General features: G+C 37.6%; 23 protein-coding genes. 8 read left to right on the top strand and 15 right to left on the bottom strand.

Going from position 1 to position 26,177, the window contains the following annotated elements:
- Nucleotides 1-319 precede the first annotated feature (319 nt).
- The 4 genes from ACH63V_RS13690 to amvA form a co-directional block, all read right to left on the bottom strand.
- Nucleotides 320-2,446 (bottom strand): DNA polymerase III subunit gamma/tau, encoded by a 2,127-nt coding sequence (locus ACH63V_RS13690; RefSeq protein ID WP_396463809.1) that lies wholly within the window; start codon nucleotides 2,444-2,446, stop codon nucleotides 320-322.
- 124 nt (nucleotides 2,447-2,570) lie between these two features.
- Nucleotides 2,571-3,203 (bottom strand): metalloprotease secretion chaperone CpaB, encoded by a 633-nt coding sequence (cpaB, locus tag ACH63V_RS13685; protein WP_396463808.1) that lies wholly within the window; start codon nucleotides 3,201-3,203, stop codon nucleotides 2,571-2,573.
- A gap of 21 nt (nucleotides 3,204-3,224) precedes the next feature.
- Nucleotides 3,225-5,006 carry a metalloendopeptidase CpaA gene (cpaA, locus tag ACH63V_RS13680; protein ID WP_396463807.1) on the bottom strand — a complete coding sequence of 594 codons (1,782 nt, stop codon included), beginning with the start codon at nucleotides 5,004-5,006 and terminating at the stop codon, nucleotides 3,225-3,227.
- A 254-nt stretch (nucleotides 5,007-5,260) separates the two neighbouring features.
- Nucleotides 5,261-6,739 (bottom strand): multidrug efflux MFS transporter AmvA, encoded by a 1,479-nt coding sequence (gene amvA / locus ACH63V_RS13675; protein ID WP_396463806.1) that lies wholly within the window; start codon nucleotides 6,737-6,739, stop codon nucleotides 5,261-5,263.
- Nucleotides 6,740-6,864: 125 nt separating this feature from the next.
- On the opposite strand from amvA, the gene ACH63V_RS13670 reads away from it, so the two are divergent.
- Nucleotides 6,865-7,443, top strand: a complete 579-nt coding sequence (locus ACH63V_RS13670; RefSeq protein ID WP_284085832.1) for a TetR family transcriptional regulator — start codon at nucleotides 6,865-6,867, stop codon at nucleotides 7,441-7,443.
- Between the two features lie 47 nt (nucleotides 7,444-7,490).
- On the opposite strand, the gene ACH63V_RS13665 is transcribed toward ACH63V_RS13670, so the two are convergent.
- From ACH63V_RS13665 to ACH63V_RS13655, 3 genes are all read right to left on the bottom strand, one after another.
- The gene (locus ACH63V_RS13665) at nucleotides 7,491-8,750 is read right to left on the bottom strand and encodes a serine hydrolase domain-containing protein (protein ID WP_311070623.1); all 1,260 of its coding nucleotides are present in this window, start codon (nucleotides 8,748-8,750) and stop codon (nucleotides 7,491-7,493) included.
- 71 nt (nucleotides 8,751-8,821) lie between these two features.
- Nucleotides 8,822-9,676: a MaoC family dehydratase gene (locus ACH63V_RS13660; protein WP_396463805.1), complete on the bottom strand. Its 855-nt coding sequence runs from the start codon at nucleotides 9,674-9,676 to the stop codon at nucleotides 8,822-8,824.
- A gap of 74 nt (nucleotides 9,677-9,750) precedes the next feature.
- The gene (locus ACH63V_RS13655; protein ID WP_396463804.1) at nucleotides 9,751-11,142 is read right to left on the bottom strand and encodes a 3-oxoacyl-ACP reductase; all 1,392 of its coding nucleotides are present in this window, start codon (nucleotides 11,140-11,142) and stop codon (nucleotides 9,751-9,753) included.
- Between the two features lie 235 nt (nucleotides 11,143-11,377).
- On the opposite strand from ACH63V_RS13655, the gene ACH63V_RS13650 reads away from it, so the two are divergent.
- Nucleotides 11,378-12,946 (top strand): acetyl-CoA C-acetyltransferase, encoded by a 1,569-nt coding sequence (locus tag ACH63V_RS13650; RefSeq protein WP_396463803.1) that lies wholly within the window; start codon nucleotides 11,378-11,380, stop codon nucleotides 12,944-12,946.
- Nucleotides 12,947-13,007: 61 nt separating this feature from the next.
- Here the strand turns inward: ACH63V_RS13650 and aceI are convergent, their stop codons facing one another.
- Complete coding sequence (gene aceI, locus ACH63V_RS13645; protein WP_005135057.1) at nucleotides 13,008-13,442, bottom strand: chlorhexidine efflux PACE transporter AceI; 435 nt, start codon at nucleotides 13,440-13,442, stop codon at nucleotides 13,008-13,010.
- Nucleotides 13,443-13,532: 90 nt separating this feature from the next.
- Between aceI and ACH63V_RS13640 the strand changes: the two genes are divergently transcribed.
- From ACH63V_RS13640 to leuE, 3 genes are all read left to right on the top strand, one after another.
- Nucleotides 13,533-14,426, top strand: coding sequence for a LysR family transcriptional regulator (locus ACH63V_RS13640; protein WP_331424376.1), 894 nt, complete (start codon nucleotides 13,533-13,535; stop codon nucleotides 14,424-14,426).
- Between the two features lie 130 nt (nucleotides 14,427-14,556).
- Entirely contained in the window at nucleotides 14,557-15,546 is a 990-nt protein-coding gene (gene tal / locus ACH63V_RS13635) for a transaldolase (RefSeq protein ID WP_396463802.1), read from the top strand.
- 73 nt (nucleotides 15,547-15,619) lie between these two features.
- On the top strand, nucleotides 15,620-16,270 hold the full coding sequence (gene leuE / locus ACH63V_RS13630) for a leucine efflux protein LeuE (protein WP_396463801.1): 651 nt from the start codon (nucleotides 15,620-15,622) through the stop codon (nucleotides 16,268-16,270).
- Nucleotides 16,271-16,305: 35 nt separating this feature from the next.
- On the opposite strand, the gene ACH63V_RS13625 is transcribed toward leuE, so the two are convergent.
- Entirely contained in the window at nucleotides 16,306-16,779 is a 474-nt protein-coding gene (locus tag ACH63V_RS13625; RefSeq protein ID WP_396463800.1) for an Lrp/AsnC family transcriptional regulator, read from the bottom strand.
- 187 nt (nucleotides 16,780-16,966) lie between these two features.
- On the opposite strand from ACH63V_RS13625, the gene ACH63V_RS13620 reads away from it, so the two are divergent.
- Nucleotides 16,967-18,139 (top strand): benzoate/H(+) symporter BenE family transporter, encoded by a 1,173-nt coding sequence (locus tag ACH63V_RS13620; protein WP_396463799.1) that lies wholly within the window; start codon nucleotides 16,967-16,969, stop codon nucleotides 18,137-18,139.
- 73 nt (nucleotides 18,140-18,212) lie between these two features.
- On the opposite strand, the gene ACH63V_RS13615 is transcribed toward ACH63V_RS13620, so the two are convergent.
- From ACH63V_RS13615 to ACH63V_RS13590, 6 genes are all read right to left on the bottom strand, one after another.
- Nucleotides 18,213-18,932, bottom strand: a complete 720-nt coding sequence (locus tag ACH63V_RS13615) for an MgtC/SapB family protein (RefSeq protein ID WP_396463798.1) — start codon at nucleotides 18,930-18,932, stop codon at nucleotides 18,213-18,215.
- Between the two features lie 15 nt (nucleotides 18,933-18,947).
- A complete protein-coding gene (gene mgtA, locus ACH63V_RS13610; RefSeq protein ID WP_396463797.1) occupies nucleotides 18,948-21,704 on the bottom strand; it encodes a magnesium-translocating P-type ATPase in 2,757 nt (918 codons plus the stop codon).
- 101 nt (nucleotides 21,705-21,805) lie between these two features.
- Nucleotides 21,806-21,964: a hypothetical protein gene (locus ACH63V_RS13605; RefSeq protein WP_004701042.1), complete on the bottom strand. Its 159-nt coding sequence runs from the start codon at nucleotides 21,962-21,964 to the stop codon at nucleotides 21,806-21,808.
- A 302-nt stretch (nucleotides 21,965-22,266) separates the two neighbouring features.
- Nucleotides 22,267-22,710, bottom strand: a complete 444-nt coding sequence (locus ACH63V_RS13600; RefSeq protein ID WP_263613959.1) for an RDD family protein — start codon at nucleotides 22,708-22,710, stop codon at nucleotides 22,267-22,269.
- A gap of 269 nt (nucleotides 22,711-22,979) precedes the next feature.
- Nucleotides 22,980-23,153, bottom strand: a complete 174-nt coding sequence (locus ACH63V_RS13595; protein ID WP_240061580.1) for a hypothetical protein — start codon at nucleotides 23,151-23,153, stop codon at nucleotides 22,980-22,982.
- 177 nt (nucleotides 23,154-23,330) lie between these two features.
- Nucleotides 23,331-23,558, bottom strand: coding sequence for a hypothetical protein (locus ACH63V_RS13590; protein WP_396463796.1), 228 nt, complete (start codon nucleotides 23,556-23,558; stop codon nucleotides 23,331-23,333).
- A 286-nt stretch (nucleotides 23,559-23,844) separates the two neighbouring features.
- On the opposite strand from ACH63V_RS13590, the gene ACH63V_RS13585 reads away from it, so the two are divergent.
- Together ACH63V_RS13585 and ACH63V_RS13580 are read left to right on the top strand one after the other, a co-directional pair.
- Nucleotides 23,845-24,288, top strand: a complete 444-nt coding sequence (locus ACH63V_RS13585; protein WP_151740140.1) for a universal stress protein — start codon at nucleotides 23,845-23,847, stop codon at nucleotides 24,286-24,288.
- Between the two features lie 268 nt (nucleotides 24,289-24,556).
- Nucleotides 24,557-26,140: an ATP-binding cassette domain-containing protein gene (locus ACH63V_RS13580; RefSeq protein ID WP_396463794.1), complete on the top strand. Its 1,584-nt coding sequence runs from the start codon at nucleotides 24,557-24,559 to the stop codon at nucleotides 26,138-26,140.
- Nucleotides 26,141-26,177 lie beyond the last annotated feature (37 nt).

Genomic DNA, 26,177 nt, shown 5'->3' with positions numbered 1-26,177 from the left:
GGTTCTTTTTATTATTTAAGTTTAAGGGGCACAGCGCATGACAGGCTTTTTACCTGTTTCTGATGTATTTGAATTATCATTTACGGAGTCGTTACAGCCACTCAGCAGAATGGCGCCGATTAATAAAAAATAAGAATATTTAAAGGAAGTTGTTCCGGTGCATTGCCTTTTCATGACGATATATAGTCCATTTAAAATCTAAAATGGCTAACATAGAAAAGTACAATGACAGTGGCGTGACCTGAATATTTCAATCCAGTGAAAAATATGAAAATTCTATTATTTCCACATTTCTCACCAGATCAAAAATCACGTAAATTTAAGGCTTTAATTGAATATTTTGGAGTTCGCCATCAAAAGTTTCTATGAGGCTTTTAATGACAGGTTGTTGCTGTAATAGCTCTGTCGCTCTATGGAAAGCTTTTTCTTTACGAATGCTTTGCATGACATAGGGTGTAGATGTATTAACTGTACCATACTCAACCGTAAATTGTGTATTTGGCCATTGTTGTTTTAAAGCATCAATGAGGCCTTGTTGTAATTGGGTCAACATATTTTCATATTCTTGAGGAATATGGAAAACTGTATTGCCGCCAATTTCACCAGTCATTACACCATGTTGAGCAAGTTCTTGGACGGCTGGAGAAAGCTGGCTGTTTCTAAACCAGTATTCCCATTTCTCAAGTGTCCACTCACCTTCCAAAACTTGAGCAGAAAGCTTCAAAATATCCTGAGGCATCAACTGCCCGTTATCAATTGCGCTAGATTCTTTTACAGCTGTAACAGTTTCAACAACCACTTCGGGTTGTACAAATGACTGTTGTTCAATAACAGGTTCAGGAACAAGATCAGGCGTATCTTGGGCCAGCGAAAATTCAGCGTTAGGCGTTTCAAATAAACCTTGAGACTCAGCAATAAAAGCTGGTTCAGGTTCAATATTTTTAGTTTGGACTTCTGCCTGAACTTGTACTAACTTTTGTTCTGGTACCGGAATGAAATCTTCTTCCAGAACACTAACGGTCTCTTGAACAACTGCTGACTCAAGTCCAATCAGCTCATGATAATTTGGATCAAATACCATTAGATCCTGATTAGACTGAGGTTCAGGTTCAGGTTCAGGTTCAGGTTCAGGTTCAGGTTCAGGTTCAGGTTCAGGTTCAGGTTCAGGTTCAGGTTCAGGTTCAGGTTCAGGTTCAGGTTCAGGTTCAGGTTCAACCATAGCGGGTTGGCTAATAACTTCAACAGGCTGAACAGCACTCATAGGAGTAATCTCTTGAGCTATGGGCTGAGCTTGCGAATTTAAACCTATTTCTGCTTGTCCATTTTGTTGAACAGGCTCTGAAACTAAAATTTCATTTGGTGCTAAAGGACGGAATGCCAATAAGCGTAAAATACACATTTCAAAACCTTGCTCTTGCGTCACAGCAAGTTGCAAGTCTGAACGGCCTTTACATGCGATTTGGTAATAAAGCTGCAAATCTTGAGCAGAAATTAGCTTAGACAGTTGCATAATTTTGCGATTGATTTCATCGCTATATTTCAAACTCAAATCAGGTAGATATTGTAAAATTGCCAATTCATGCAATGTCGAAATCAACTGATCAAGCACCAGTGAAACATCTAGCGCTTGATGTCTAAATTGCAATAAAAGCTGACTAACTTTCTCACGTTGGTTTTGATGAACCGCTAAAATCAAATCATAAATAATTGTACGGTCAATCAAGCCAAGCATTTCTTTAACATCTTGATGATGTACAGCACCCTGTCCATAAGCAATCGCTTGGTCAGTTAAAGATAGTGCATCTCGCAGTGAACCTTGAGCAGATTCAGCAATTTGCCAAATTGCATCCTGATCAGCATTAATTTGCTCTTTTTCAAGAATAGCGCCAAGGTGCTTAGTAATTTCATCTACAGCTAAAGGTCGTAAAGTAAATTGCAAACAACGTGAAATGACCGTAATCGGTAGCTTTTGTGGGTCAGTCGTAGCAAACAGAAACTTAACGTGTTCTGGTGGTTCTTCTAGTGTTTTTAATAACGCATTAAAAGAATGCGTCGATAGCATATGTACTTCGTCAATCAGGTAAACTTTAAAACGACCTTGCGTTGGTGCATAAGGAACGTTGTCTAATAGTTCACGAGTATCTTCTACTTTTGTTCTTGAAGCAGCATCGATTTCGATCAGATCAATAAAACGGCCTTCATTTACCGCCTTACACGTTGCACAAACTTCACATGGTGTAGCAGTCACACCTGTTTCACAGTTCAAACACTTGGCTAAAATACGTGCAATTGTAGTTTTACCTACACCACGCGTTCCTGTAAATAAATAAGCATGGTGAAGACGACCGCGTTCCAATGCACTACTTAATGCACGAGAAACATGGTTTTGCCCCACTAACTCATTGAAATTACGTGGACGGTATTTTCTAGCAAGTACTTGATACATGTATGCTCCTTATTACAGGCATAAGCATACTTTGTTTTTAAAAGAGTGTGAACGCATAAAGCTCATATCCGTACAGATAAACTGCGAACCACTCTCTTTTTCAAAGCCAGAAGCTTTTATTTGCCTACGGATGATCATGATGTAGCTCTTGATCAGTTACACCTTCATCTATCGTTTGCACTAGCCCTACACCATCCTTAATTTCAGCCGAATAATTTCCTTTCTCGGTAAAAATTTGCATGACCGTATAGTGGTCTTTTTGACTTTGAGTAATAGTAAAGAAATTCTGATTTGGATCGCCCTGATCAAATTTTCCAGTCCACCGAACAATATCTTGATCAACAGGTTCGATCTCTACAATTTTTCCTGTGCGATTAATGCCATATTCCAACATTTGAAACTTAACAGTGTCACCCACTTTCTTAAGCTCAATCACATTTGGATCATATTTAATGACCATACCTTTCGCATTTTTAAGTAGCGGAAAATTAACATTAGAAGAAAGCTGATCTTTTTCTATTTCATTAAAAACAATTTGTTGCTGAGATAATTTTTCCTTTTCTGACGGACTCAAATTCAGCATATTTTGACGGACCAAACCATTTTGATTATCTGCTATTTTTGACCCAGACTCTTGCCGACCTTCTAAAGGCGACGTTAAAGCAGAAGAACTTTGCTGTGAAAAAGCAAACCAGATTAAAACTGCTAACGCCACACCAGCGATAGCAGTTCCTATTAACAATTTATTTTTCTTCATTATTTACAGCTAAAATAGAGATTAGTTATATAGAGAAATTTTCTGCGCATTCAGGTTAATGACACTGACAGCATCAATTTTTCCTTCTACACCTAAACGTACACCATATTTAGGGTTATACAGATACGGGCTAGAGTAAAAATTAATATTATTACCACCCATTGCGGTACTTCCTAACGGATGGGCAAAACCTGAACCAATATTGGTTGAACCATTATGGTACAGGCCAAGATTGTGCCCGACTTCATGACGCATAGCTGCAACAGAACAACCTGCAATATCATTTGCACCAATCATGTTATATGCAGAAGCATTAATCCAAGCCCAACCACAACCGCCGTCACCAGGTTCATTACCTTGATAATAAACACCGTCTGCCAATACACGTTTACGCTCATTTTGTACCGTCGTGTCATCTCGTCCAGTAGAAATTGCTTCTTTTAAAGTGGCAGCAGGAATTTTATAAGTCAGATAACCTACATCTCTTAAGTAAAAGCGTGCATTCGAATTTTCAGCAGTTAAATTCGTTAAATTTACGCCTTCAATCATTCTAAGTTTTGCAGCGCTCTCTCCTAAAATTGAATTTACTTCTGGACTAGAAATTAACAACATATCAATTGTATAACTATCTAGTGTCCAACCTTGAGCGGTGTAAATAAAACGGCGATTTTCACCATTTTTAATTGCAGTAGACAAACCATTAGCCGCATTAATCAAAGTGTCTGCCGATGCATTCGACACAATAACCACCTTATCCCCGACTTGAGCTTGAGCTGGTAGCTGCAAGGTCGGCTGCCAATTTGATGTAGACAGTTTTACCTTTAAAGTGGGTTGAGTCATATTCGGTAAAGTTGCAGGGATTGTTGCCGTTGAATCAATGACCTTTGTAGGTGAAGAGATCAGTTGCCAATATCCTTTGTCGCTTATATACATAAACTCATATTGATCGCCTGTTTTAAGCGTTAAAGTCGCTTGGCTATTAACATTGGTATTATTAATTTTTGCAGACCAAGTCGCTGTAGACTTGATAATAATTCTATCCCGATCACTTGCAGTGCTCGGTAAAGTGAAATTGGAAACCCAATTTCCATCTCCAAATGAAACTTCCGTTAGCGGGCTACTTACCGCGGCTAAAGATGTTCCGATTTGCTGAACATTTAGCTTCTGAGGTTTTATATATTCTGGAACCCATTTTCCTAAAGCAGAATAATATTTAAACCAATATTCAGAGCCATTTTTTAATGTAAAACTGCTCGGGAAAAGTAAGTTGGTTTTATCAATCTCTGAGCTTGCACTTGCCGTAGAAACAACTTGTACGGTTGTTCCGTCACGTACATCACTTGGTAATGCAATCGTTTGTGCCCATTTGTCATTTTGAATGAGTACTTTTTGCATTGATGCGGTTGTTAAAGGTACGACCTCATAGTTAGTACCATTGGTAGGACTAACCGTCGCTAGCTGAGCAATCCATTTATTTTGACTGCTATTAAAGATGAATTGATAAACATCTCCACTATTTATCTTCAACACTTCTAACGGAATATTCGTATTAGAAGTATCTAAATAACTACTATAGGCAGCACTAGAACGAATTGTAATTTTGTCCGAATTATTAGCACTTGCTGGTAAAGAGAGATTTTTGACCCAATTTCCATTAGCTAAAGAAAATTCTAAATCTGAATAACCCGACGGAATTGATCCACTATTATTATTCTGATTTGGTGAAAGTACAGTTGCGGCATATACAAGTGAAGATGCAACAATTGCTCCAATAATGAGTGATGTTTTTAATTTAAAATTCACAGTAGCCTCTTTTATTTGTTTTAGATTTTCGAATAGCAGGTTAACAAACCATTTTTTTCCAGTCAATTTTCAAGTTAATAATTTTTTATTAAATTTCAAATAGATGAACATTGAATCATTTTGAAATAAAAACATGAAATTTATTAAGCAATAGTTTATTTATGAGAATTAAATAACTAAATTTATTATAAAGAAAATATTAAAAAGACATTTAAGGGTAAAAAGAAAGATTGTCTCGCTTTTTACCCTTTATTTTAGTTTACTTTCTTAGGAAAGCTAAACCAGACAAATACAGTTAAAAGGAAGAAACAAATAGCTGAAATTGTAAGCACCCAACTATGCGCATAGCTAAAAGCTTGCTGAGCAACTGCAATTAATTGCCCTCCCAAAGGGCTTTCAAGGTTAGAAGCTAATTGCATGGTTTCACCAATCGAGATACTCGCTTTTTCAATTAAGCTCGTCGGAAGCTCGGCTGGTAAAATAATTGAGCGGCTATAAAACCAAGATAACATTAACCCAAATATAGCAACGCCCAAACCAGCACCAAGCTCATAAGCCATACCTTCAATCGCACCTGCTGCACTTGCCTTTTGAGGCGGTACCGATGACATAATCGCAGCAGTTGAAGCCAGTAAGGCAATCTCAATGCTAAAGCCTAAAAACACCATACACGTCCATGCTAAAAAATGATCGGTCGAGAAGTTAAGCTGAGCTAGTCCCCATAGACTGAGTGCACTAATTAAAATCCCTAGACTCGATACAAGTCTAAGCCCCCACTTATTCAAGCAAATACCAGCTAATGGACCACCTAAACTAATTGCAATCATGAATGGAATAATAAACATGGCTGCCTGTAATGGAGAAAAACCATGTACAAACTGCAACTCTTGAGACAAGAGTAATTCAAAACCAACCAAAGCAATCATGGAAACAACAGCCATGACAATGCTGGTAGAAATCACTGGATGTTTAAACAATTCCAGATCAATCATTGGCGTCGTAGCTCTTTTTTGGCTTCGGATGAAGTGGATTAAAGTACTTATACCAATTACAAACATCACGACTGTAAGTACCGAAAAGCTGTACATAGCCGATTTGATTGAATAGATCAGGCTTAAAATGGCTACGACCAAAATTAAAGCTTGCCCTAAATTAATTGGCTGATCAGTCTTCTCTTGTTGTTTAGGGATGATGATCGCAATCATAACTAGAACCACCAAAATAATCGGGATATTGATAAGGAATACAGCTCCCCAATGGAAGTGTTCTAGTACAAAACCACCAACTAATGGACCAAAAGCTGCTCCACCACCACCCACTGTAGACCAAAGACCAAGTGCAAAATTTCTCTGCTTTTCTTCGGTAAAAGCATTACGGATGCCTGATAAAGTGGCAGGAATAAGCATAGCTGCCCCTAGCCCTAAGACAGCACGAGAAGCAATTAAGGCATAGGCAGTTGGAGAAAAAGCCGCAGCTAACGAACCCACACCAAAAACTGCAGTTCCAATAAATAATAATTTTTTAAAGCCAATACGATCGCCAAGTGCACCCATCGGCAAAATCAAACCCGCCATAATCAGTGAATAAATATCAATGACCCATAAAAGCTGATTGGCAGTTAAATTCAATGCTGCACTTAAAGATGGTGTTGCAACATGCATCACCGTTGCATCAATCGTAACTGGTAAATATATAAGGACGATAATTGTCAGGATTAACCATTTTTTTTGCATAACGCTCTTCAATATCCAAAACTTGGACATGTGTTCAAATCATGGTTATTATATACACAATTGGACACTTGTCCAACTTTTAGTTTTAATGTAATTTGTGTCGAATTCAGTCAGGTGAAAGAAACATGGCCTATCTTAATCGCGATCAACGCAGAGAAATGATTCTGCAAGCTGCCATGCAAGTTGCTTTGGCTGAAGGTTTTACTGCCATGACGGTACGTAGAATCGCAACAGAAGCACAAACCTCTACCGGACAAGTTCACCACCACTTTTCTTCGGCATCTCACTTAAAAGCTGAAGCTTTTTTAAAGCTGATGGAACAGCTCGATGAAATTGAACAAACTCTCCAAACAACCAGCCAATTTCAAAGACTCTTCATCTTATTAGGTGCAGAAAATATCGACAGACTTCAGCCCTACTTACGTTTATGGAATGAAGCTGAACTCTTGATTGAGCAAGATATTGAAATACAACAGGCTTATAACCTTGCCATGCAGAATTGGCATCAAACAATTGTGCAAGCGATTGAGTGTGGCCAAAAAGAAGGTGAATTTAAAAACAGATCAAATTCCACAGACATTGCATGGCGACTCATTGCCTTTGTTTGCGGCTTAGAAGGGATTTATAAACTTGGTTTACATGGTTTAGCTGAAGAAGACTTCAAGCGCCATACCGAAGCGATTATTCGCCTAGAATTATTATAAATATAGAAGCTGGCATTGATTAGAATGCCAGCTTTAAAATACTAAAATTAGAACCAGCCTTTACGACCTTTTAAAATTTGGTCAGTGCAACGTAAGGCTTCTTGAGTCAGCCCCCACAAACGGTAATCACCCGTGATTGAACCAATTTGAAAATTATGAATATAGGCAAAACTCAGGTCGCGCTCAGGATCGCACCACGCCCCTGAACCATTGTAACCAATATGCCCAAAGCCATTTTTAGCGCGTTTACCCATGGTAATAATGCGGTGATATCCTAAACGCCAATTCATCGGAATTGGCATGACACGATCACGTGCATAACTTTGAATAGTACTGAGCTCTTTAAATATTTCTGGGCGAATAAGTTGCTGTCCATCCCATTCACCGTGATTTGCCAGCATCGCATAAATTTTAGCAAGACTATTTGCAGTAAACGTGCCGTTCGCCGCTGGAATGACTGCTTGTAACCCTTCATCACTAAAGAAACTAAAATGCTTCATTCCTTTTGGAATCATGGCATCCTGAAAATCTTGCGGGTCTTGTCCAGTCCACGTAATCATTTTTTCAGAGAGTGAACTCTTGCGTGCTTGAGGCTTTTTAGGTTTTTCAACTTGGGGAGCCGCTGGTTTTTCAGGTTTTGGTTGAATAATTAAACGTGCTACACGATCTAGCTCACTTGCAGGTGTACCAAAATAAGCACCGTCTAACTGCAAAGGCTCAACGAGATATTTTTGCATGAGCTGATCTAAAGATTGACCAGTTGCTTTTTCAAGTACTCCACCGACAAGCCAGCCAAATGTTAAAGCTTGATAAGCATTGCCCTCTCCGGCAAGGAATCTAGGCTTAGTCGCTGCAATCACGTTTAACATATGAGACCAGTCGAGCATTTCTCTTGCACTTTCGATAATATTTCGAACATCAAACATACCACTTTGATGACTTAGCACATGACGTAAAGTCATTTGCTCTTTACCATTTTGAGCAAATTCAGGCCAATAAGTCGCAATCGGTTTATCGTATTCTAAAAAACCTTCACTTACTAAAATATGCGCTAAGGTTGCAAGTACGCCTTTACCTGTAGAATAGCAAACTGCCAAAGTATCGGGTTGCCAAGCTTCAGTTTGTGATTTGAGACCTGTATAAATATCTACAACTTTCTGGCCTCTAAAATAAACCGCTAATGCAGCTCCACCTTGTCCAGTTCTAGCATCTTGAAGACGGCTGAACTGGTGAGCTAAATCAATAAAACGTTCATCTAAAATACCGTGATAGTTATGGGTATCGGCCAGTAAAATCTCTTTAATCACATGAAGTTCCTTGCATTTTTTGTTATTTTGCTCAAAAGCAGCCCAAACATCTGTTCAGGCTGCTGATATTTTTATAATGCTTTTACAGTTCCTGCAACATGCGGTTTTTGCGATTTCGCATTACGAATCAAGAAATCAGTTTTTTTATCTGCATTGGCAGTTAAAAACTCAACTTTTGATGGTAAGAACATTGGTAGTTTAAACCACACATCTGCTTCATAAGCATTTGGTAATTCAAGATTCGCTAATGCTTTAGCCTTGCTCCACATACCATGCGCAATGGCTTGTTTAAAGCCAAATGCTTTTGCTGTAATAGCATGAATATGAATTAAGTTAAAATCTCCAGACACTTTCGCATAACGGCGGCCTGTGTTTTCTAAAATATCCCACTCTGCCTTTGGAACATAAACTGGCGCTTGTTCTTCTTTGGCTTTCTCACCTACTCTTTTCTCGACTTTTTGACGAGATAAATAAGTCGTTAAGCCTTCCATCACTACTTCATTGCCAACTTTTGCCGTGGTAATAAAGTCAAACTGAACACCTTTATCATGCGGTTTTAGTTCCCCAAATTTGCATGACAAGGTTAGTTTTTCAGTTACACCAATTGGTCTGGTTTGTTTAATCTGGTTACGAATATGGACTAAACCTAAAATCGGAAATGGAAAGGCTTCTGCCGTCATCATGTGCATTTGCAAACTTTGAGAAAGCACAGCCAAATAAATTGCGGGTACAAAGCCATTATTTTTGAAGCCACATACTTCGTTATAAGCTTTGAGGTGGTTCTGATCAATTTCTAGGGTATCTACCACATATTCAACTTGCGGTAATATTTTTGGACCTTTCGGTTTTTTAAAAATTAAACCTTGCACTACTTTTGGATAAGCCAATGCCGCTTTTGGTAGTTGACTAAAATGACGAGTATTCATACCTAACCTTTTATAATTTATAGATTCTTAAATAAAAAAGGGATGCACAAGCACCCCTCTTTAACTAAAAGTGCTTAAGCGCCCAACAAGCTTTGACCGCACACGCGTACAACGTTGCCATTTACACCTGTAGAAGCAGTTGATGCAAACCATGCAATTGTTTCTGCTACATCAATAGGTAAACCGCCTTGTTGCATTGAGTTCATACGGCGACCAGCTTCACGAATTGCAAATGGAATCGCAGCAGTCATTTGAGTCTCAATAAAGCCAGGTGCTACTGCATTAATGGTAATACCATTTTTTAGAATAGGTGCAGTAAATTTAACTAGACCAATGACACCAGCTTTAGATGCAGCATAGTTGGTTTGACCAAGGTTACCAGCAATACCACTGATTGATGATACACAAACAATACGGCCATTTGCATTTAGTCCATCGTTTTCTAACAAGTAGTCATTTACACGTTCAGCAGCAGACAAGTTAATGTTAATGACCAAGTCCCAAAGCTCTGGCTTCATGTTTGCCAAAGTTTTGTCACGAGTAATACCTGCGTTATGAACGATAATATCTAAACCGCCTTGTTTTGCCGCAGCAGCCTTAATTTTTTCGCCTGCATCGGCAGCTGTAATGTCAATTGCCAATGTAGAACCACCAATGTCAGCCGCTACACGGTCAAGGTCAGCTTGTTGTTGTGGTACGTCTAAACAAATAACATGCGCACCATCACGTGCCAACACATGTGCAATTGCTTCACCAATACCACGACTTGCACCAGTTACTAACGCAGTTTTTCCAGCAAGTGGTTTTGCCCAATCAACATCAACTACATCTGCTTTAGATACACGAATTACTTGACCAGATACATACGCTGAACGTGGAGAAAGTAAGAAACGTAATGTTGATTCAAGATTTGCAGCGGCACCTTCATCAACATAAACAACTTGAGCAGTAATACCCTTTTTAAACTCTTTACCTACAGATTTGATAAAGCCTTCAAGTGCACGCTGAGCAATTGCCTGTTTTACAGTTTTTGCAGTTTCAGGTGTTGTACCAACCACAATCACTCGACCAGAAGTCGCAACTTGACGTGCAATCGGATTAAAGAATTTATAAAGTTCGTTTAACTGTTCTGAGTTTTGAATACCAGACGCATCGAATACAACTGCTTTGAATTTTGATTCTTTGTCGCCTGCATTAAATGGGCGTAAATTTAAACCAACTTTTGCAGCTTCTTGCTGTAATGCAACATTGTTGCCTACATAACTGTCAGCATGAATATTGCTAAGTACTTGTGCAATCGCACCAGACAATACACTTGACGGCGCTGCGCCAACCAATACTGCACCATTCACTACTGGCTGAGCACTTTCAAAACGCTCTAATGCAACTGGTGATGGTAAACCCAGATTTTTAACAACAAATTTACCAATAGGAGATTGTGTAAATGCTTGGTATTGATCAGTCATGATTATTATCTCTCAAAGAAATGAATTTTCTACGACAGGCTTCATTATGTTATGAGATGAATAGCAACAATATGAAATCAGTCGTTCATTAGAGTTACTCCAAATCATACTTGAGTTCATCTTTGGATGTCTTGACCTGAATGCTATCTACAATGTCATTCTAGTCAATACAGGTCTATTTGAATTGTGTTAAGGTAGCTTACAAGAATATCGTTATTATGCTTGGAAAAGCCTTATGAGCAAAACAACTCAAGAAAATCCAGCAGTCGAGAATTCTGCTCAGGAAAAAGTGTCAAATACATCAAAGTCGGCTTCTAACACGGCTAAGCGTAACAGCACTACTCCTAAAGCAGCAACTAATACACAAAAAACGACACGTACTCGTTCAACGACTGCACCTGCACGTAGCCCTCGTAGTAAGAGCGCTGCTTCAGCAACCCCGTCTACATCTTCAAATGTAGCTGCAGCACCAAAAGCAACAAAAACCAAAACTTCTGTTCAACAGGATAAAACCATGAGCCAAAACACTGTTCGCCGCGTTGCAATTATTGGTGGCAACCGTATTCCATTTGCACGTTCAAATACTGCTTATTTTAAAGCGTCTAATTCTGACATGCTGATAGCAGCATTGAATGGTTTGGTTGAGCGTTTTAATTTACAAGGTAAGCGTATTGGCGAAGTTGTTGCGGGCGCTGTTTTAAAACACAGCCGTGATTTCAACATGACTCGTGAAGTTGTATTGAGCACAGATCTTGCTCCTGAAACTCCTGCTTACGACATCCAAATTGCATGTGGTACAGGTTTACAAGCAGCATTTGTTGTTGCTAACAAAATTGCGCTTGGTCAAATCGACGTAGGTATTGCAGGTGGCGTAGATACAACTTCTGACGCACCGATTGCTGTAGGTGATGGTTTACGTAAAGTTTTACTTGAGCTTAATGTTGCTAAAACAGGTAAAGACCGTCTTAAAGCTTTAACAAAGATTGATTTTAAAAAGCTTCTTGATGCTCCAAGCAATGGTGAACCACGTACTGGCCTTTCAATGGGTGAGCACCAAGCAATCACTGCATTAGAATGGGGTATCACTCGTGAAGCACAAGACGAGCTAGCTGCAAGCAGCCATCAAAAACTTGCTGCTGCTTATGACCGTGGTTTCTTTGATGACTTAATGACTCCATTCTTAGGTCTTAATCGTGACAACAACTTACGTCCTGATAGTACAGTTGAAAAACTTGCTAAGTTAAAACCAGTTTTCGGTAAAGGCGAAACTGCAACAATGACAGCAGGTAACTCAACTCCGTTAACTGACGGTGCTTCTGTGGTATTGCTTGCTTCTGAAGAATGGGCAAAAGAAAACGGTCATGAAGTTTTAGCTTACCTTTCTTTCTCTGAAACAGCAGCTGTTGATTTCATTGGCAAAAATGGTCCTAAAGAAGGTTTATTAATGGCTCCTGCTTATGCAGTACCTCGTATGCTTAAGCGCGCTAACCTTAAACTTCAAGATTTTGATTTCTACGAAATTCATGAAGCATTTGCATCTCAAGTGTTATCTACATTGAAAGCTTGGGAAGACGAAAAATTCTGTAAAGAACGTCTTGGTCTAGATGCACCTTTAGGTTCAATCGATCGCTCTAAACTTAACGTAAATGGTTCATCTTTAGGTGCAGGCCATCCATTTGCTGCAACAGGTGGTCGTATCTTGGCTACTGCTGCTAAATTGATTAATGAAAAAGGTTCAGGCCGCGCATTAATCTCGATCTGTACAGCAGGTGGTGAAGGCGTTGTAGCAATCTTAGAGAAATAATTTTACGATTCACCTAAAAAAAGCACCCTGATGGGTGCTTTTTTACTTTAACTACTTAATTTTAATGAAGTGATGCTGCTTTAGCATTTGGGAAAAACTTATCTTCAATATGGTCATAGCACCACTGGAAAATAAAGGTATAAACCAAAATACATAAGGTTAAGCCAATATCTAAAATAAATGCATCAATCACAGTCATCTGCATCATATATGCAATCATCGGTACAGTCGCAATCAGCAAACCACCCTCAAAACCAATTGCATGTAAAATCCGCACAGGGATCGTTCTTTCCCAATTATATTTATGCTCTACTTTTTCGAAATAGTGGTTAAAAATCATATTCCAGAAAACTGAAACCACTGCCATAAACACACCGAGTGTTCCAGTCACTTCCATCGGCATGTTAAAAATAAAACTTAATGCAATCGCAATGATGACCAATAAAATTCCTTCATAACTGATTGCATGAATGAGTCTTCTCTTGGAAATCAACATTTTTAAATACTCAATAATTACTTGGATAATGTGCATTTTATTTTTATAATTTTGATTAATCCAATCAGATTCTTTCAGTTTTTTTGACAGATGAATATTAATCAAGAACAACTACTCATGTTTCAGGCCGTGATTGAAACTGGCTCCTTTTCAGCAGCAGCACGCAAACTTGGAAAAGTTCCTTCTGCTGTAAGCATGTCTATTGCCAATTTAGAAATCGATCTGAATCTGACTTTATTTGAACGCAAAGGCCGTGAACCTACCCCAACAGCTGAAGCACGAGTGCTATATGAAAAAACGGCGCAACTATTGATTGAAATGAATCAATGGAAACAACACGCCCATGCATTAAGTACTGGTCTAGAACCAAACCTCACTATTGTTGTGGTGTCTGAGCTGCTGCATACCAATTGGACCGACTATGTTTGTCTGTTAGAAAGCCGCTTCCCTGACCTACAAATTAATATTGTGTCTGCCCCTCAAGAAGATGCGCTTCACATGTTACTAGATGGCTCTGCCCAGCTAGCACTCATGTTTGAACGTGAGCATTTAGACAATAGAGAGCAGTTTGTAGAACTCAAACGTGAAGCTTTAATTCCTGTTATTTCAAAAACCCATCCGCTCGCAAGCCAAGAGCATGTTTCTTATGAGCAGATTTTAGGTACGAGACAAATTGTGGTAGCAAGTCGAGATGAAACATTAAAACCCGAATTATTATTTTCAAAACATTACTGGCGTACAGATAACCACCACTCTGCTTGCCTAATGATTTTACGTAATTTGGGATGGGGTGTACTGCCACAAGAGATGTTTAAAGAAAACCCAGAATTAAACAATAAGCTTAAAGCATTAGATGTATTTGATTTTACGCCACGTTTTGAATACTACGTAGACTTAGTGTGGAGCCGTGAAAGTGAACTCGGTGCTGCTGCACGGTTTTTGATTGATTATATTCGCAATAAGCGAATGCAACTGGTTCCTTAAAATCATTTCAATTTAGATGCAGAACATAAACGTTTTTCTTTGAAACATAACAATTGATATATCGACAGTATGGATAGAGTTTGTGCTATAAAGAAAACATAAGATTTATTACTGAAGATGTTGAATATCAATGACTCATACAGCACTTGACCAATTAAAAACATTAACGACCGTTGTTGCTGACAGTAGCGACCTTGATGCTATTCGTAAATTTCGTCCCTTAGATGCTACAACGAATCCTTCATTGATTACTGCAGCGGCAGAACAACCTGAAAGTAAAGAGCTCATTGAAGATGCTTATTATCAAGCCAAAGAAGAAGGCTATAAAAATGATGAGCTGATCGAAAGAACCATTGATATTTTAACCGTAAAATTTGGTGTAGAAATTTTAAAACTCATTGAAGGCCGAGTTTCAACAGAGGTTGACGCTGCCCTTTCATATGACACTGAAGCAACCATTCAAAAAGCGCATGAATTATGTGAACTTTACAAAGGTTATGGTATTGATCAGTCACGTATTTTGATTAAAATCGCGTCGACTTGGGAAGGTATTCAAGCTGCTAAAGTACTTGAAGCTGAAGGGATCGCTTGTAACCTCACTCTCCTTTTCGGTTTACATCAAGCTCAAGCATGTGCAGATGCAAAAGTGACTTTAATTTCACCATTTGTAGGCCGTATTTTAGACTGGTACAAAAAGGCTGAAGGTGTAGACGCTTACCCAATCGAAAAAGACCCTGGTGTAGTTTCAGTCAAGAAAATCTACACTTACTACAAACAGCAAAATATTCCAACTCAAGTGATGGGTGCGAGCTTCCGTAGCATTGATCAAGTGCTTGGCCTTGCAGGATGTGATTTGCTAACGATTTCGCCGGGACTACTTACTCAGCTTGAGCAAGATACACGTACAGTTGATGCAGCTCTTGATGCGACTAAATCAAAACAAGCAGAGGCTATTGTTAGATCAGCTCAAGATGAACAAAGCTTTAAAGACGAACTTAATCATGACTTAATGGCATTCCAACTTTTACAAGGTGGAGTTGATGGCTTTATTAAAGCTCGTGATCAATTAAGTTTTTTATTACGTCAATCTTTTGGAATTGATGCGGAAATTAAACCTTAAAAAACTGCACTTTTCATACAAAATTGCCGATTTTTGTTATCATGACAAAAATCGGTTTTTTATTGGGTTTCTCGTGTTCGGCATAACAGATATAACAACATATATTATTGGTACATTCCTAATTGTGTTATTACCCGGACCCAATTCCCTTTATGTGATGTCAATTGCTTCACGCTATGGTATTAAAACCGGATATATGGGTGCACTTGGTATTTTTACTGGTGATCTTATTTTAATGCTCTGTACCGTATTGGGCGCAGCTTCTTTATTAAAAGCATTCCCTTGGGTTTTTATTATTCTTAAACTCATCGGTGCACTTTATCTATCCTATTTAGGATTTAAGCTTTTACAAGGCAGTATTCAACGCTGGAAATTACGTAATCAACCCCAAGTAGAAATGGCTGATTTACCTACTTTAGATAAAATTCACCCTTATAAAACCGCCTTAAGTATTAGTTTACTTAACCCTAAAGCGATTTTATTTTTCTTATCTTTCTTTGTTCAGTTTATTAATCCAGATTATGCCTATCCAGCTTTAAGTTTTTTAATCTTAGCGGTTATTTTACAAATTATTAGCTTTAGCTATTTAACAGCTCTTATTTTCTCTGGAATTAAACTCTCGGCATTTTTTAAACAAAATCATAAAATTGCGGCGAGTAGTATTTTTTTAGTCGGAATTTTATTTTTTGGATTTGGATTAAAATTAGCAACTTCAACGATGTAAGTTGCCTAGCCTATAAAGATGAACATACTGAACTTTTAAAATGCCAGCATGCCATCTGTTTTAACTTCATTGAGTACAAAGAATGTTCTAACCTGCCTTACTCCCGGTAAGGCAATAATTTTTTCACTATGGAATCGGTTAAACGCAGCCAAATCTTTAACACGAATTTTTAGAAAATAATCGACTTCTCCAGCCACCAGATAACATTCTAGAACATTCTCCAAACCACCTGCCGCTTGTTCAAATGCCTGAAAGCTATCAGGAGTTGAACGATCTAGTACTACACCAACCAAAACAATGGTTTCACGTTGTACCATAGACGCATTAATCCGAGCACGAACATCCAAGATTGCCCCAATTTTAAAAAGGCGCTGAGTATGATTCCAGCAAGACGAGGTACTAATACCTACAAGCTTTGCCAGTTCAGCATTACTTAAGCGTCCGTTCTCTTGTAAACAGCGCATAATTTTCAGTTCAAGAGGTGACAAATTTTCAGCTTGCTCGCCCATAAAAATAATATCCAAAGTTAATTAATTTTTATGAAATAAATAATAGCATTTATGGCTATTTAAAAAATATTATTTCATTTTTAAACAAAAAATAGAAAGCACCTTCTTTAAAAAAATTGATAGATTTATCTAGCTGAAAATATAGGCAGAAACATATTAATTTTTCAGGGATTTAGAACATTTAGCCATGCAAAAGATTCTTCAAGATTTTTCTATTCCAGCCGTATTCGCGGGTTTCATTACCTTTCTAATTGGTATTAGTGTTTCGGCTATTTTAGTGATTCAGGCTGCGCAAGCTTTGGGTGCTTCTCCTGAACAAATCACTTCATGGTTTTGGGCTTTAGGTTTGGGTCTTGGTTTATCAGGACTTATTCTTTCATGGAAATTTAAATACCCTGTAGCAACAGCTTGGTCTACTGCTGGTCTCGCTTTAATTATTGCAACTGGCGGTGGATATAGCATAAATGAAGCAATTGGTGCTTTTTTAGTTGTTGGTGTACTGACCGCGATTTTAGGTTTTTCAGGAATTTTTCAAAAAGCACTGTCATATATTCCTCAAAGCTTGACCAGTGCCATGCTTGCAGGCGTTTTACTTAAATTTGGTATTTCACTTTTCGCAAGTTTGCAAAATGATTGGGCATTCGTTTTATCTTTGCTCGTCATTTATATCATTACAAAAAGATTATGGCCGCGTTATAGCATCGTGTTCACAGCACTTGCTGGTGTTGTGCTCTGCCCTGTGTTTTTAGACTTCCATATGCCTACGCTTCACTGGTCTTTGGCTAAACCTGTTTGGATTAGTCCTGTCTTTAGCTGGTCGGCTCTTTTGGGCTTAGCTCTACCACTATTTGTAATTAGTATGGCTTCGCAGTATTTACCCGGTATTGCCATGATTAAAAGTTATGGCTATAAACCACATGTAAATCAACTCATTGGCTGGACCGGTTTAACCCAAGTTTTGCTTGCGCCTTTTGGTTGTTACAGCGTCAATATTGCTGCGATTAGTGCGGCTGTATGCCTTGACGATCAAGTTCATCCTGACCCAAGTAAACGCTATATTGCTGGCATAAGCTCTGGTTTTTTCTATGCATTGATGGGACTATTTGCAGCAACACTGACAAGCTTGCTCATGTCTTTTCCTCATATTTTTATTGTAGCTTTAGCAGGTATTGCATTACTTGGTACCATTAGCCATAACATTGCGCTTGCATTTGGCCCTGTTGAAGACCGTGAGGCCGCATTATTTACTTTTTTATGTAGTGCTTCAGGTATCCAATTTTTCGGTATTGGTTCGGCATTTTGGGGGCTGATTGTCGGTATTATTGTATTTGTAGTTCTTAAATTTAAGATTAAAAAATAACACCTAAAATAAAAACTTTGCCCTTAACCATTTAGAGAATTTCATAAACAGTTAAGTGCAAAGTCTCATTAAATTAATTAATTGCGTTTTTATCCCAAAAAGCCTGTCGTATTTGTGGCATAGCATTTAAGTGGTTAATAATATGCTGAGCTTCTTCCGCTTCAATTGAAGTCGCAATTAACGTCACTTCTATTTCAACCTCTTTTTCTCCGAAAGGTGTGACATCAATATCTTTTGGAGGATAATTATGATGCTTCAAGGTTAGGTTTAATTCATCCATAACCACTTTACTCTGACTGCGGTCACATATGATGTAAATGACATGCAAGACTTCTGTGTCATCGTCTAATGGACGACGGTCAATGATATGAACAATCGGTCTCAATAGCGTATTGGCAGATAAAATAAAAGCTGTTGCCAGTATGGCTTCAATAATTAAATCGGAACCTGCCGCCGCTCCCACAGCCGCCGAACACCATAAAGTCGCTGCGGTATTTAAGCCATGGATATTGCCTTCTTGACGCATAATCACACCTGCACCCAAGAAACCAATACCCGAAACCACATAGGCAATGACTCGAACAGCTCCATCTGCTCCAGTAAGATTCGTTGCAACATCTACGAAAATTGCAGCGCCTACAGCGACCAGTACATTGGTTCGAAGGCCAGCTGTACGTTGCCTATATTGACGTTCAAATCCAATTAATGCTCCCAAAACAAAAGCAACCGAGAGACTAATGAGAGTATCTGCAATATTAGATAAATCTGTATGTTGTAGAAATTGCAACTTCATCTTGCACCTATTATTTTATTGCCAGCCGTAACGGCGAATGTAGATTTTTTTAACCCATTGAGTAATACACATATAAGCAATTAAAATTAAAGGCAAATATAAGAAATAACTTAATGGTAAAGCTTGCAGTTTTAAGTAACTTGCCAAAGGCCCCATTGGTAAGAAAATACCAATACACATAATCACTACTGTCATTACCAGTAATGGTGTTGCAGCGCGACTCTGAATAAATGGAATCTTAGCTGTACGGATCATATGCACAATCAATGTTTGAGTGAGTAGCCCCACAACGAACCAGCCAGACTGGAATAAAGTCTGATGTTCAGGCGTATTTGCCGAAAACACAAACCACATCAGACAAAACGTGATAATGTCAAAAATTGAGCTAATCGGTCCAAATACCACCATAAAACGGCCCACTTCTTCAGGTTGCCAACGCTGTGGTTTTGCAATTAATTCTTCATCAACATTATCAAAAGGAATGACAATTTGTGATACGTCATAAAGTAAGTTTTGGATCAGTAAGTGAATAGGCAGCATTGGTAAAAATGGAATAAAAGCACTCGCAATTAATACCGAAAAAACATTACCGAAATTTGAACTTGCCGTCATTTTGATATACTTCAACATATTAGCAAAAGTTCTACGGCCTTCAATTACACCTTTTTCAAGCACCATCAAGCTTTTTTCAAGCAAGATCAAATCTGCTGATTCTTTAGCAATATCTACTGCCGTATCTACTGAAATACCAATATCGGCAGCACGTATAGCCGCAGCATCATTAATACCGTCTCCTAAGAAACCGACCACATGACCGTTTACTTTTAACTGCTCAACAATACGTTCTTTATGTACAGGGCTTAACTTGGCAAAAATATGGTATTGCTCCACTGCTCTTTTGAGCTGCTCATCAGTTAAGGTTTCAACTACACCACCTAACAGAACCTGATCATAGTTCAGACCAATTTCACGACACACTTTTTGAGTTACAAACTCGTTATCACCTGTAAGTACTTTTACGGTTACACCATGAGCATGCAAACTTTGTACTGCTTCTCGAGCAGACTCTTTAGGCGGATCAAGAAATGCGACATAACCAATTAAAATGAGATCACTTTCATCAACAACTGAATAACTTTCCTGGTTATTATCAAACTCACGGTACGCTACAGCAACGACACGTAAGCCATCGCGGTTATAACGTTGAGTTAATGCTTCAATTGCAACTTCACGTTGTTCTGTTAAAGGTTCTACTTTGCCATTTACTTCAACATAACGGCAAACTTTTAACATTTCCTCAACCGCGCCTTTAGTAATCATGCGCACTTTTTCTTGAGGCGTTTGGACCACGACTGACATACGGCGGCGATCGAAATCAAATGGAACTTCATCTAGCTTCTTATAACGTAACTTTTGAGTTTTGATCTGATCATCAACAGCTTCTAATACAGCCACATCAAGCAAATTTTTCAAACCAGTTTGATAGTAACTGTTTAAAAATGCTTGCATGAGTACAAAGTCTGATTTTTCCCCATGAACATCAATATGTTGAGATAAAAAGATTTTATCTTGAGTTAACGTTCCAGTTTTATCGGTACACAGAACATCCATTGCACCAAAGTTTTGGATCGCATCTAGACGTTTAACAATCACTTTCTTTTTAGATAAGAAAACCGCACCCTTTGCTAAAGTTGAAGTCACAATCATCGGTAGCATTTCTGGAGTAAGACCAACAGCAACCGATAATGCGAATAAAAATGCCTCTGTCCAATCACCTTTGGTAAAGCCATTAATGAAAAGTACAACAGGTGCCATGACCAACATAAAGCGAATGAGCAACCAACTTACTTTGTTGACACCCATTTGAAACGCTGTCGTGCTGCGATCAGTAGCCGTAACTCGGTGAGCAAGCGCGCCGAAATATGTTTGAATACCTGTACTTAAAACAACAGCTTGAGCTGAACCAGAAACAATATTGGTCCCCATAAATACAATGTTATCTAGCTCTAAAGCACTCGTTTCTTCGAGATTTTTCTGCATAGGAAATTTCTCGACAGGCATTGATTCACCCGTCATTGCAGCTTGAGAAACAAACAAATCTTTGGCATTTAAAATTCTGCAATCAGCAGGAATCATGTCGCCTGCAGACAATAAAATCACATCACCTGGCACCAAATATTGAATTGGCATTTCAAATTGGTAATTTGTTTGATTTTTAATATCAATGCCATAACGCTCATGCATAAGCTCTAAATCTCCTGCACTAACTTGATGACGCAATACTGTAGCGGTATTACTCACCATTGCCTTTAAAGCATCCGCAGCTTGATTTGATTTTGCTTCTTGCCAATAACGAAGTAACGTCGAGAGAATAACCATCACACTAATAATGGTTGAACCCGTCAAATCATCGGTAAAAAAAGCAATTAGTGCCAAAAGGCTAAGCAAAATATTGAACGGATTGCGGTAGCAATACCAAAGATGTTGCCACCAAGTTAATGGTTTCTCATGAGTAATCTCATTAAGCCCCACTGCCATTTGCTGGGTATGTGCTTGCTCTTCTGTAAGCCCTGTGAAGTGAGTATCGAATTGTTTTAATAAGTCACCTGTTTGGGCTCTTGACGCATCGAGCAAACGCATAGATAAGTTTTTGCTAATTTCTTGAGCATAGCTTGATTGATGTAGCTCTTTAAAAGATCGATTACGACCAAAAAAACGCATCAAATGAAATCTTTGTAAAAATGCTGTGAAGAGTCGTTGCCAGAATTTCATCACGAAATCCTCCATTTTTTAGGCGTACAAAGCTCTCGACCTTATTGAGAAATAAAGTCTATAAAAATTTAAAATTTAGAAAGGGATAGGAGATCGTAGACTTACGATGAAGAAGAGAAAATTAGTCCAAAGCCAAACCAACGCTGACGGAAAGTCACAGGTTTGAACATAGCTCGGATACTTTGAATCGTATGAGACGAATTATTTACCAACATTGAAGTTTGGTAGGCATAGCTGTGTGTGGAAGCATATAAAAACATTGGCTTCTCCCCATTTCTAGCGAGAAACTAAACAGATAAGTGCTGGAAGTACTTGATTACAAATAAAGTAATTTGTATAGGTTTAATCTAATTTTTTACAAAGCTATCTCATTGCAAGATAGCCCTTCCTAAAGGTGATCTTGCTCAGTATTGGCTTTGGTTTAATTGATAATTAAACTCGAACCTCGAACAACTACCCATTTAGGATCTCCATTAAATAAACTCGCGGCAAGTATAGGTTTTACTCTGCAACACACAAGATTTTTTTTGTAATTTTTTATTAACAATAATATTGACTAAAATTACAGCTCTTTGACCACTACTGTTTTTGCCATTTTGTCATGCCAGCCTTGTTTTTTAGGATCAAATGCGACCCAAATAAGACCAATACAAAATACCAAAATAGATGGAATATATCCGATATAGCGGATTAGAGATTGCATTACAGTTAACTTATTCCCTGTTTTTTCATCGAGAACTTTTAAACGCATAAGACGTTTTCCAGGTGTACCTGCAAAGTAGAGCCAACATAAAACAGTATATAAAAATGGAAAAGCATAATTTACGATCAGATCAAACCAATAGTTTTGAGGTTTACTACTCATGCCTGTAGCAAATATCAAATCGTAATCTCCACGGTAAAAGATCCATGCGGCTGGAATAATGGCTAAAAAAAGAATAAGCGTATCAATAATCATTGCACCAAATCGTAACCAGAACCCTGCATATTCGTATTTATAGCTCATGCGTACACCTCACTTTTGTTATTGTTTGCCTTATACCAAAGAGACAACTTCATGTTACTTTCATCGTAAAGGAAATCTTTTTATTTTTAAATACTTGAAGTAATTTTTAATTTTCTATTTTATAGAGAATTGTAATAAAGATTATGAATAGCTATAAATACTTTTATAAATTAAAATAACATAGATCATACTTAGATATGTTATATACACCTCACTCTAGATGAGGTGGTTTAATTATTTTTATTCAGTGAGTGATATATAACAGCTAATTATTTCCAAAACAGAACATCTATTTTAAATTCTTTTTTCAATAATAATGCAGCACAGATTAGTCCTAAGCCAATAATAATCAAAAACAGACTGAGTGTTAATATGCCACCCACTATAGATAAAAAACCTAAAATAGTGATGAGATAAAATAAAACTATAATTAACTTAAACATTTAGTTTATTCAACCATTTACGATAAAATCAACTCATTCTAGCGTTTTTAGCAATAAATACTGTTCTCAAATGTTGAATACACACCTTATTTGTATTAACTCAAAAACAATATGTTAATAATTCTTGCTAAATGTTAATAACACAATGTAAAGCGTGACAAGAATCACATTTATGCTTTATTTCACTTCAAAATAGTGTTTTTCAGTAACAAGTTTTATTTTAAGATTTTTATAGAGACGATCTTTTGAGTTTTCTAGTGAAGGTACAACCTTTTCAGCGAACTTATCATCCGCCATAAGTCGTGCATAAGTTTTATATCCAATCACTAGCTTTTCTGGTTCTTTACCTGTTTGGCGGAATTCTTCAATAAGTTTACTTACTTTCTTTGCTGTAAAATCTGCCATATTACCTCTCCCCCTCAATATACTATTTGGTTATACGAGTTCTGTATGACAAAAATATGAAAAGTAATTTATTGTAAAGTTCATCTTAAAAATAAAGTTTTCCCTCCACCACTTTTACCGTAATATTTCAATTTTAAAAATACATAAAAATCAAATATATATTTAATTTTTATTTAATTTAACTGCAACTTAATTGAATTGAGTTGTACCTTTAAACAAATATGTTAATCTTTAAGTAAGAAAAGCTTCATACATATAACAACTTGTAAATAAGAGGAATAACATTATGAATTACCAACATATTATTGTACCTGTGGATGGTTCAGAGATTTCTTTGGCAGCAGCACGACAAGCTGCTCATATTGCTAAAGCTTTTGGTAGTAAACTTACAGCAATTAGTCTTGTTGCAGTGGATCCGTTTAGTGGTGTTGATTTTTATTACATCTCTCCTGTTGTAAAAGATTATTTTGTTGAAGCACGTGCTAATGCTGAAAAAACACTTGCGAAGGTAAAAGCCTTATGTGCTGAAGAAGGTGTTGATATTGAAACACAAATTATTCAAGGCGAAATCTCATCTGACGGCATTCTTAAAGCTGTAGAAGACTTAAAATCAGACTTAATTGTTATTGGTTCTCATGGTCGTAAAGGTTTCCAAAAACTTATTTTAGGTAGTTTTGCACAAGACGTTCTAAACAGTACCAAAATCCAAGTTTTAGTTGTAAAAGAATAATTTCTTGATGTTAAGGAAAAGCCTAATCAGTTGATTAGGCTTTTCTACATATAAACTTCACAAGTTTTACACAGACTAAAAACCGTTATAAAATGTTGTTCTTATATTTTCTATTTTTGTGAGTCACGCCAATGAAGTAAGTCTTTTTTCTCATCAATTTTCTCTTTTTTGATGTGCAAAATAGACTATTTTTTATTTTTAGTGACTTAACGTCTTTATTTAAAGCTTAACTTTCCTATTTTGTACATCCTGTATTTATGAGGTTTTTATGACTCAGCAGGCATGTGTAATATCGCAACTCACTTTAGAGTTCCCTTCAAAAGTGATGTTTAAAGAATTGAATTTCTCACTTGAGTATCATCAAGTATCCGCTTTAATTGGTCGTAATGGCCAAGGCAAGTCCTTACTTATGCAATTGCTCCAAGAGGTTTCACCCACTGAGGAAATGCACGTCAGTGGTCAAATTACTTGGCAGACAAAGCATGCATATTTATCTCAATTAACGCGTCTTTCTTCATCCACCATTGCAGAAGCTTTAGACATTGACCATCTCTATAAAGCTTTGCAAAGAGTAGAACAAGGCGAAGCTGAATTCGATGATTATGATTTATTAGAAGGCAATTGGGACCTCCCTTCTGTTTGGGAAGCATTATTACGATCGGCCCACTTACCAACCGATTTAAACTTTCCTGTGAAACAGTTAAGTGAAGGGCAAAAAACCAAGTTAGCTTTAGCAGCGTTATTTTTAAAAACCGAACACTATTTATTGCTTGATGAACCAAGCAACCATCTTGACCAAGATGCTAGACAGTGGTTGATTCATCAACTCAAGAAGCATCCGGCAGGTGCTCTTATCATTAGCCATGATCTCACTTTACTAAATGAAGTCGACCATATTTATCATTTAAATGAACATGGCTTACAGCACACCACAGGAAACTATGAAAATTTTTATGAGCAATACCAAACGCAGATTCAAGCTTTAGAGCAGTCGGTACACCAACATCAACGTGAAGTTAAGCACATAAAGCAGAAGCAACATGATGTTTTAATGAAAGCACAGAAACGTGAGCGTGCTGGTAACAAACTTCGTGATTCAAATTCACAAGCTAAAATTTTACTCGACTTTAAAAAAGAACAGGCTGGGCAAAGCTTAGGAGCAATTCAGTCTCAACATCAGCGTCAAATTGATCAAAGCCAGCAAGACTTAAAGAATAAAAAAGTACTTTTGGAAACTGTTAAGCCTCAGCAGTTTGTATTCCCCTCTTTTCAAAAACGCTCAGGAGAAATTCTTAGAGTTCATGACTTAAAGCTTAACTATGGAACCCAGCAGCCCATTAATTTTGCCCTCAAAGCGTCTCAAAAAATTCATTTGATGGGTCGTAATGGTATTGGGAAATCAACTTTGCTGAAACAGATTGTTCAATCTGCTGTAGTGCCCACAGATGAAATTAGCCTATTTGTAAATTGCTTTTATCTTGATCAGAACTTTAGCTTTTTGTTAGACCATTTGTCTGCTGTTGAAAACTTAAGAAACATTAACCCTAATATTTCTGAGTTAGAGTGGAGAAATTTACTAGGTCAGCTTAGGCTTCGTGGTGAAAAAGGGACTTATCCTTTAGCTCAACTGAGTGGGGGTGAGAAGTTAAAAGTCGCATTGTTAGGTTTGAGTCATGCAGAGACTATGCCTGAACTTTTATTACTCGATGAACCAGAAAATCATTTGGATATTGAATCAAGAGAACTATTTGCAAATGCTATTTCTAGCTATGAAGGTGCTGTATTATTAGTCTCTCATGATTTAGCTTTTGTTGAAAAGTGCGGAATTTATGAGTCAATTTATTTAACTTAATATATTTTCAGTCTTATATAAAAGCTCTAACTATGAG

The sequence above is a fragment of the Acinetobacter sp. ABJ-A23_2 genome (assembly GCF_044538765.1).
Lineage (GTDB): Bacteria > Pseudomonadota > Gammaproteobacteria > Pseudomonadales > Moraxellaceae > Acinetobacter > Acinetobacter nosocomialis_A.
The sequence above is the reverse complement of the archived record's forward strand: the minus strand, read 5'-3'. Positions and strand labels throughout refer to the sequence as shown.